This is a genomic window from Cellulomonas sp. B6, from assembly GCF_001462455.1.
Lineage (GTDB): Bacteria > Actinomycetota > Actinomycetes > Actinomycetales > Cellulomonadaceae > Cellulomonas.
This window is the reverse complement of record NZ_LNTD01000243.1, coordinates 1-7,447: the sequence shown is the minus strand read 5'-3', so window position 1 is coordinate 7,447 and position 7,447 is coordinate 1. Positions and strand designations below refer to the sequence as shown.

Annotated in this window: 9 protein-coding genes and 3 tRNA genes; 5 read left to right on the top strand and 7 right to left on the bottom strand. The window is 73.4% G+C overall.

All coding sequences use genetic code 11. The features are described 5' to 3' along the window. The 3 genes from ATM99_RS17375 to purM all read left to right on the top strand — a co-directional run. Positions 1-465 (top strand): hypothetical protein (locus ATM99_RS17375; protein ID WP_223305247.1); only part of this gene is annotated, 465 nt, incomplete at its 5' end. 88 nt (positions 466-553) lie between these two features. Beyond that, positions 554-2,101, top strand: a complete 1,548-nt coding sequence (gene purF, locus ATM99_RS17370; protein WP_062104064.1) for an amidophosphoribosyltransferase — start codon at positions 554-556, stop codon at positions 2,099-2,101. Beyond that, positions 2,098-3,219, top strand: coding sequence for a phosphoribosylformylglycinamidine cyclo-ligase (gene purM, locus ATM99_RS17365; protein ID WP_062104063.1), 1,122 nt, complete (start codon positions 2,098-2,100; stop codon positions 3,217-3,219). The genes purF and purM overlap by 4 nt, the downstream gene beginning before the upstream one ends. 383 nt (positions 3,220-3,602) lie before the next feature. On the opposite strand, the gene ATM99_RS17360 is transcribed toward purM, so the two are convergent. Next, a complete protein-coding gene (locus ATM99_RS17360) occupies positions 3,603-3,815 on the bottom strand; it encodes a DUF3073 domain-containing protein (RefSeq protein ID WP_062104062.1) in 213 nt (70 codons plus the stop codon). Between the two features lie 725 nt (positions 3,816-4,540). On the opposite strand from ATM99_RS17360, the gene ATM99_RS17355 reads away from it, so the two are divergent. Next, the gene (locus ATM99_RS17355; RefSeq protein ID WP_062104061.1) at positions 4,541-4,750 is read left to right on the top strand and encodes a BldC family transcriptional regulator; all 210 of its coding nucleotides are present in this window, start codon (positions 4,541-4,543) and stop codon (positions 4,748-4,750) included. 262 nt (positions 4,751-5,012) lie between these two features. Here the strand turns inward: ATM99_RS17355 and ATM99_RS17350 are convergent, their stop codons facing one another. From ATM99_RS17350 to ATM99_RS17325, 6 genes are all read right to left on the bottom strand, one after another. Then, on the bottom strand, positions 5,013-5,297 hold the full coding sequence (locus ATM99_RS17350; protein ID WP_062104060.1) for a DUF3618 domain-containing protein: 285 nt from the start codon (positions 5,295-5,297) through the stop codon (positions 5,013-5,015). Further along, positions 5,294-5,728 carry a phage holin family protein gene (locus tag ATM99_RS17345; protein WP_062104059.1) on the bottom strand — a complete coding sequence of 145 codons (435 nt, stop codon included), beginning with the start codon at positions 5,726-5,728 and terminating at the stop codon, positions 5,294-5,296. Before ATM99_RS17345 ends, ATM99_RS17350 begins: the two co-directional genes overlap by 4 nt. Positions 5,729-5,872: 144 nt before the next feature. Next, positions 5,873-6,304 (bottom strand): phage holin family protein, encoded by a 432-nt coding sequence (locus ATM99_RS17340; protein ID WP_062104058.1) that lies wholly within the window; start codon positions 6,302-6,304, stop codon positions 5,873-5,875. A 246-nt stretch (positions 6,305-6,550) separates the two neighbouring features. Beyond that, positions 6,551-6,623: transfer RNA gene (locus tag ATM99_RS17335), tRNA-Phe, on the bottom strand. Positions 6,624-6,662: 39 nt separating this feature from the next. Further along, a tRNA-Asp gene (locus tag ATM99_RS17330) sits at positions 6,663-6,736 on the bottom strand. A 50-nt stretch (positions 6,737-6,786) separates the two neighbouring features. Continuing rightward, positions 6,787-6,859: transfer RNA gene (locus ATM99_RS17325), tRNA-Glu, on the bottom strand. 157 nt (positions 6,860-7,016) lie between these two features. On the opposite strand from ATM99_RS17325, the gene ATM99_RS17320 reads away from it, so the two are divergent. Continuing rightward, positions 7,017-7,361 (top strand): metallopeptidase family protein, encoded by a 345-nt coding sequence (locus ATM99_RS17320; protein WP_062102568.1) that lies wholly within the window; start codon positions 7,017-7,019, stop codon positions 7,359-7,361. The last annotated feature ends 86 nt before the right edge of the window (positions 7,362-7,447 follow it).

Sequence of the window (7,447 nt, the reverse complement as noted above, 5' to 3'; positions counted from 1 at the left end):
GACGAGACCGCCCCCGGCGCGGGCGTCCCCGACGCGGTCGTCCCGACGGACCCGGCAGCGGCACCGGCACCGGCGTCGGACGTGTCGTCGGACGGCGTCCCGGCCGTGGTGCCCGCGGACGGCGTCCCCGCCGTGGTGCCCGCGGACGGCGTGCCGTCCGAGGCCGAGCTCGAGCGGATCGCGACGCCCGCGACCGTGCGGCGCGCCCCGCGGTACCGGGCGTTCATGGTCACCGGTGCGCTGGTGGGCGCGGTCGTCGCGCTGGTCGTCGCGCTCGCGACCGCCGGCAGCAGCGGCGTGACGTCCGACGACGGCGGCGTGCTGCCGTTCCTCGGCGGCCAGAACGGCGTGCGCTGGCTGCTCGCGCTGACCGGTGCGGTCGTCGGCTGCTTCGTCGGCGGGGGCGTCGCGGCGTACGTCGACCGACGCAGCGCGCGGCGATCGCAGCGGTCCGCGCGCCCCTGACCTGCGAGGACGTGCCCCGAGCGCGGTGCGCGCGACATCTCCCGGACCGGGTGGACCCACCCCCGGCGGGGTGTGCGACCATGGTCCCGTGGCCCCCCGCGCAGACGGACGTCTCAACCACGACCTTCTACCCGGCGAGAAAGGCCCGCAGGACGCCTGCGGTGTCTTCGGCGTCTGGGCACCCGGTGAGGAGGTCGCGAAGCTCACCTACTTCGGGCTCTACGCGCTCCAGCACCGGGGTCAGGAGTCGGCTGGCATCGCGACGTCGAACGGTTCCCAGCTCCTCGTCTACAAGGACATGGGACTGGTCTCCCAGGTGTTCGACGAGACCGCGCTGAACGCCCTGCAGGGGCACATCGCGATCGGGCACACGCGCTACTCGACGACCGGCGGGTCGACGTGGGAGAACGCGCAGCCGACGCTCGGCCCGACGGCCGCCGGCACCGTGGCCCTCGGCCACAACGGCAACCTCACCAACACCGCCGAGCTCGTCGACCTCGTCGCCGAGCGGTACGGCAGCCAGCGGCGCGGCGAGCTCGCGCGTGGCAACACCACCGACACCGCGCTCATCACGGCGCTGCTCGCGGGCGACCCGGACCACACGCTCGAGGCCACCGCGCTCGAGGTGCTGCCGCGCCTGCGCGGCGCGTTCTGCCTCGTGTTCATGGACGAGCGCACGCTGTACGCGGCGCGCGACCCGCAGGGCGTGCGCCCGCTGGTCCTCGGCCGCACCGAGCGCGGCTGGGTCGTGGCCTCCGAGACGCCGGCCCTCGACATCGTGGGTGCGTCGTACGTGCGCGAGGTCGAGCCGGGCGAGTTCATCGCGATCGACGCCGACGGCCTGCGTTCCACGCGGTTCGCGCCCATCGAGCGCGCGGGCTGCGTGTTCGAGTACGTCTACCTCGCGCGGCCCGACACGACGATCAACGGTCGGTCCGTGCACGCGGCGCGCGTCGCGATGGGGCGGCGGCTGGCCAACGAGCACCCCGTCGAGGCGGACCTCGTGATCCCCGTGCCCGAGTCCGGCACGCCCGCCGCCGTGGGCTACGCGGCTGAGTCGGGCATCCCGTTCGGTCAGGGGCTGACCAAGAACGCGTACGTCGGGCGCACGTTCATCCAGCCGTCGCAGACGCTGCGCCAGCTGGGGATCCGCCTCAAGCTCAACCCGCTCAAGGACATCATCCGCGGCAAGCGGCTCGTGGTCGTCGACGACACGATCGTGCGCGGCAACACCCAGCGCGCGCTCGTGCGGATGCTGCGGGAGTCCGGCGCCGCGGAGGTCCACATCCGCATCACGGCGCCGCCCGTGAAGTGGCCGTGCTTCTACGGCATCGACTTCGCGTCACGCGCCGAGCTCATCGCGAACGGCCTGGGGGTGCGCGAGATCGCGCAGTCGCTCGGCGCCGACTCGCTCGGATACCTGTCGGAGGACGGCATGATCGCTGCGACCGAGCAGCCCGCGTCGCAGCTGTGCACGGCGTGCTTCAGCGGCGTCTACCCCATCGAGCTGCCGCCGACCGAGCAGCTCGGCAAGCACCTGCTCGAGCAGAACCAGCTGCCGCTGGGCCAGCCCGAGGACGGTCTGCTCTCCATCGTCCCCACGTCCGGTGGCGCGTCCGCGCTGGAGCACCCGTGAGCGCCCCGCAGCCGGTGACGTACGCGTCGGCCGGGGTCGACACCGAGGCCGGCGACAAGGCCGTCGAGCTCATGAAGGACGCCGTGCGCGCGACGCACGGTCCGCAGGTGCTCGGCGGCGTCGGCGGGTTCGCCGGGCTGTACGACGCGTCCGCGCTCACGGCGTACCGCAAGCCGCTGCTCGCGACGTCGACCGACGGCGTCGGCACCAAGGTCGCGATCGCGCAGGCCATGGACGTGCACGACACGATCGGGTTCGACCTGGTCGGCATGGTCGTGGACGACATCGTCGTGGTCGGTGCACGCCCGCTGTTCATGACCGACTACATCGCGTGCGGCAGGGTCGTGCCGGAGCGCATCGCCGACGTCGTGCGCGGCATCGCGGCCGCGTGCACGGTCGCGGGCACGGCGCTGGTCGGCGGTGAGACCGCCGAGCACCCCGGGTTGCTCGGGCCCGACGAGTACGACGTCGCGGGCGCCGCCACCGGCGTCGTCGAGGCCGACGAGCTGCTGGGGCCCGAGCGTGTGCGCGAGGGCGACGTGCTCGTCGCGCTCGGCTCGTCCGGGCTGCACTCCAACGGGTACTCGCTCGTGCGCCGGGTCGTGCAGGTCGCGGGCTGGGGCCTCGACCGGCACGTCGACGAGCTGGGCCGCACGCTGGGCGCCGAGCTGCTCGAGCCGACGCGTGTCTACGCGTCCGACTGCCTCGCGCTCGTCGAGCGGTTCGGGGTGGCGGGCGTCCACGTGTTCTCGCACGTCACCGGCGGTGGGCTCGCGGCGAACGTCGCGCGGGTGCTGCCCGCGGGGCTGGTCGCCGACGTCGACCGCGCGTCGTGGGTCCTGCCGCCCGTCTTCTCGATGGTGCAGGGACTCGGCCAGGTGCCGTGGGGAGACCTCGAGGGCACCCTCAACCTCGGTGTCGGCATGGTCGCGGTCGTCGCGGCCGACGTCGCGGACGACGTGCAGCGTGCGGCACGCGAGCTCGGCATGCCCGCGTGGGTGCTGGGGTCGGTGCGGCCGTGGCGCGACGAGGACGCGACCGCTGCCGACGTGGTCGCGGGCACCAAGGGTGTGCAGGGCGGCGCGGTGCGGATGCACGACACGTACCGCACCGCCTGAGGCGCGGTCCGACGGCGCGTCCCGCCGGCCTCGGGCGACGGGACGGCGCGCGCCGGGCGCCTGCGGCGGCGACGCAGGGCGTGGTCGCTGTGCAGCACGGCGGCCCGGCTCGGCGGCCCGAGCTCTGCCCGCTCCCGACCGCGGCGGCGTCCAGCACGTCGCTCGGGCGCAGCTCGACGTGGTCGGGCGCACGAGGGAGCGCGTCGCAGGTGCCGCGGTGCCGGGCTCGGCGCGCGTGCACCGGTCCGTGCGGACCCGCCGGCTGCGCGTGCGCCCGCACGGTCGACGACCGTGCGGGCGCACGACGACGAGCACCCGACGTCAGAGCCGGACGAGGCGGTCGGCGGGCGCACGTCCGAGGTGCGCGAGCGACCCGAGCGCTGCTAGCGCTCGTCGTCCTCCGAGGGCCAGCGGTCCCAGCCGGCGGGCTCGGTGTCGTCCGTGTCCACCGCGGTGCGGCGGGTGTCCGTGACGACGTCGTTGTGGCCGCGAGACGAGAGCTCCTGCTCGAGAGCTCGGTAGTTCGTGTCGGGGCTGAAGTACTTCAGCTCCCGAGCGACCTTCGTCTGCTTTGCCTTCTGACGGCCGCGCCCCATGGCATCGACCCCCTCTAACGTGGAAGCGGGGCGGCTCCGTGCTGACACGTGCGGCCCCGGGGTGCTGTTCAGTCTCTTCGTGTGGCAACGGTACATGCTCGCGATCCATTCCGACCACCTGCGGGCGGGTGGGGTCGGACACGGTGGTGCCGCGACGCGTCCGGACCGGCCCCGGCGCATCACGGGGCGCATGACAGGGGGCTGCGAGCCGCTGTGACTGCACGGGTGCCTGCGGAGCCTCGGAGGTCCGGACTTCGACCACCTAGATACCACAATGCGGACCCGCGTGATGTGACGTACGTCACAGTTGGGGTGCATTCGGGTGGGGCGGAGGGCCTCTGACGGCCGCGTTCGCGTTCCGAAGGCATGGGTGACCACCGACTCCGAGATGTTCGCCCTGGTCAGCACGCTGATGGACGTGCGTCCGGGTGCCGGGAGGTGCATGTCGCCGAGACGGATGTCACACGAACGGGCGATTCGGGTGGCGAACGACGCCCAGATGTGTCCGGGTTCGCGGGGGTTTAGGGTCGTGGAACGGACGGCGCCCCAGGGTCGTGGCGACGGACTGAGAGGTCGACGGAACCGATTCGACGACCGTCAGGACGGAGCCGAGGTGTCCTGGAGTGCCCGATGTGTCAGATTCGTGAGACGACCGATGTGCCCCTCGGGGCAGTCCCGGATCCGGCCTGAGCTCGTCGCCGGGTCACGAGCAAGGAGGTAGAACAGTGTCCACCCACTCGTCAGAGGCAGAGGCCCTCTTGACGCCGTCCGAGGTCGCGACGCTCTTCCGTGTCGACCCCAAGACGGTGACCCGCTGGGCCAAGTCGGGCAAGCTCTCGTCGATCCGGACGCTCGGCGGTCACCGCCGGTACCGGGAGTCCGAGGTGCGAGACCTGCTCAACGGCGTCCCGCAGCCGCGGGGAACCGACGTCTGACGTCGTCGGTACCGCCCGCCCTGGGACGGACGACGCGCACCGTGGGGGAGTGCGCGCGGCGCCCAGGGCTCCCGCTCGGCGTCGGAGGCGAGTGCGTCGTCACCACGACGCGCAGCCCCGCCGCCGCAGCGGGCGTAGCACCGCACGACGACGGCCGCGGACCGGAGCTCGGTGACCCCGAGCCCGGTACCGCGGCCGTCGTCGTACGCAGCGGATCGTCGCCTCGCGCGGCGGCGAGACCGTGAGCGGCCCCGCGCGACTCTCAGCGCACGATCTTGCGGACGACCCCCGCGACCACGACCGCGACGACGACACCCGCCACGAGCAGCACCTTGCGCGCGTGGTCGCGGTCCTCGGGCAGCGCTGCGGGGTCGGTGGCGTCGAACCACAGGCGGCGGCCGCGCGCCTTGGCCCTCTCCGCCTGGTGGGCGGGGTGGACCCGGTCGACGAGCGCGTCGACCGTCGCGGCGAGCTGCTCGCGCGACAGCGTGACCTCCGCCTCGAGGGCGGCGATGTGCGGGGTCGGCGTGGTGTCGTCGGCGCTCACTGCTGGAAGCCCTTCTTGACGGCCTCGACGTCCTGCTGGACGTTCTCGATGGCGCGGTCGGGGACGGGCGGCGTGCCCTGCTTGAGGTGACGGAGCCCGAGCAGCGCCAGGGTGGCCGTGATCAGCAGCAGCACGACCGACACGATCAGCGCCGCGAGCCAGGCGGGCACGGCGTTCGCCAGGCCGATGATGGCGGTCGCGATGAACGCCGTCAGCGTGTACAGCCCGAGGACGCCGGCGCCGACCAGCAGGCCCGCACCGATGCCGACCTGCTTGGCCTTGGAGGCGAGCTCGGCCTTCGCCAGGTCGATCTCGGCGCGGACGAGGCGGGCGGCCTGCTCGCTGAGGTCGGCGACGAGCTGCCCCAGGGACCGCGGGTCCTGCGGTGCGTCGGGGCGGGCGTCGCTCGCCCATCCGGAGTGCGTGACCATTCGACGACCTTCCTCACCTGCGGGGACGGGTGCTGCCGGAGGTCTTCAGTCTGCTGGTCCGCCCGGCTTCGCGCGAGGCCAGCCGGGCGTCCGGTGTGCCGCGCGGGTCGGCCCGGGGCGGAGGGAGCCGGCGGAGCGTGCCGGTCAGTCGGACCAGGGGTGCACCTGCTCCTCGGCGGGGTGGGTGCTCGGGGGCACGGGGATCAGGCTCGGGCCGGCGGGGAGCATCGCCCGACCCCACGCCGCCGCACCCGCGGCGAGGAGCACGAGGGCGCCCCCGACCAGCAGCGCCGACAGCCACAGTGCGACGGCCTGCGCGAGCGCGACGACCGCGGCGAACGCGAAGAGCGCGATCCCCAGGGCCGTGAGCAGCGCCGCGACGCCGAACGCGATCGCCGACGGGCGGATCTGCACCGCGCGCGTCCGCACGCTGCGGCTCACGGCGTCGAGCTCGTGCTGCACCGCCGCGCGGACCCTGTCCTCGGCGCGCACGATCTTGTCGCGCGTGCGCTCGGAGAGCGGGTCGGTGATGCGGTCGAAGAGGCGGGTACGGGGTCGCTCGCTCGTGGCGGTCACGGGGTGTCCTCGGTCGGTGGGCCTGTGCTCCCACGGTAGGCACGCAGGTGGCGTCGACGGACGGGACGATGGGCCCGAGAACGGCGGCGGACGGGTGAGGTCGCGTCGGGGCGCCGACGCGGGCGTCGCCGCGACGTGCGACGCGCCCGGTGCCGGTCGTGCACGACGTCGTGCCGCGGGCCGACCTGCGCAGGTGGCTGGAACGCGAAAGACCCCCGGGTCTCCCCGGGGGTCTTCGGTGTGGTGTGGCTCCGACCGGCGTCGATCCGGTGACCTTTCGATTTTCAGTCGAACGCTCTACCAACTGAGCTACAGAGCCTCGATACGAGGGAGCCGACCTCTCGGTCGGCCCTCGCAGCGACCCCGACGGGACTTGAACCCGCGACCTCCGCCGTGACAGGGCGGCGCGCTAACCAACTGCGCTACGGGGCCTCGTGGCGACCGAAGTCGCCGTGAAGCTTCGTGCTGTACTGCTGTGCTCGTACCCCCAACGGGATTCGAACCCGTGCTACCGCCGTGAAAGGGCGGGGTCCTAGGCCGCTAGACGATGAGGGCGGGTTGTCCGCCCCGGACGTCGAGGCGTCGGAAGACCGGTGATAACCATACGGGGTCCGCGGCCGATCGCCAAAAACGATCCTCGTGGCTCCCGCTGCGGACGCCCCGACCCCCTGCCGTCGCGGCCGTGACCAGGCAGGATGGTGGCGTGGTCGAGATGACGCGTGAGGAGTTCGAGGACGCGGTGCGCGACGCCCTGGACGAGGTCCCGGAGGAGCTCGCCGCGATGATGGACAACGTCGTGGTGCTCGTGGAGGACGACGCGCCCGCCGACGACCCCGAGCTGCTCGGCCTCTACGAGGGCACCCCGCTCACCGAGCGGGGCGAGTTCTGGGCGGCGGGCTCGCTGCCCGACCGGATCTTCGTCTTCCGGAACCCGACCCTCGCGATCTGCGAGGACCGTGACGAGGTCGTCGAGGAGGTCGCGGTCACGGTCGTGCACGAGATCGCGCACCACTTCGGCATCGACGACGACCGGCTGCACGCGCTCGGCTGGGGCTGACGCGTCCGTCGCGCCGCCACGGCCGGGTGCGCCCGTGGCGCGGTGGGGCGGGCACGGCTCGGCGGGGGCGGTCGCCCTCCACGACC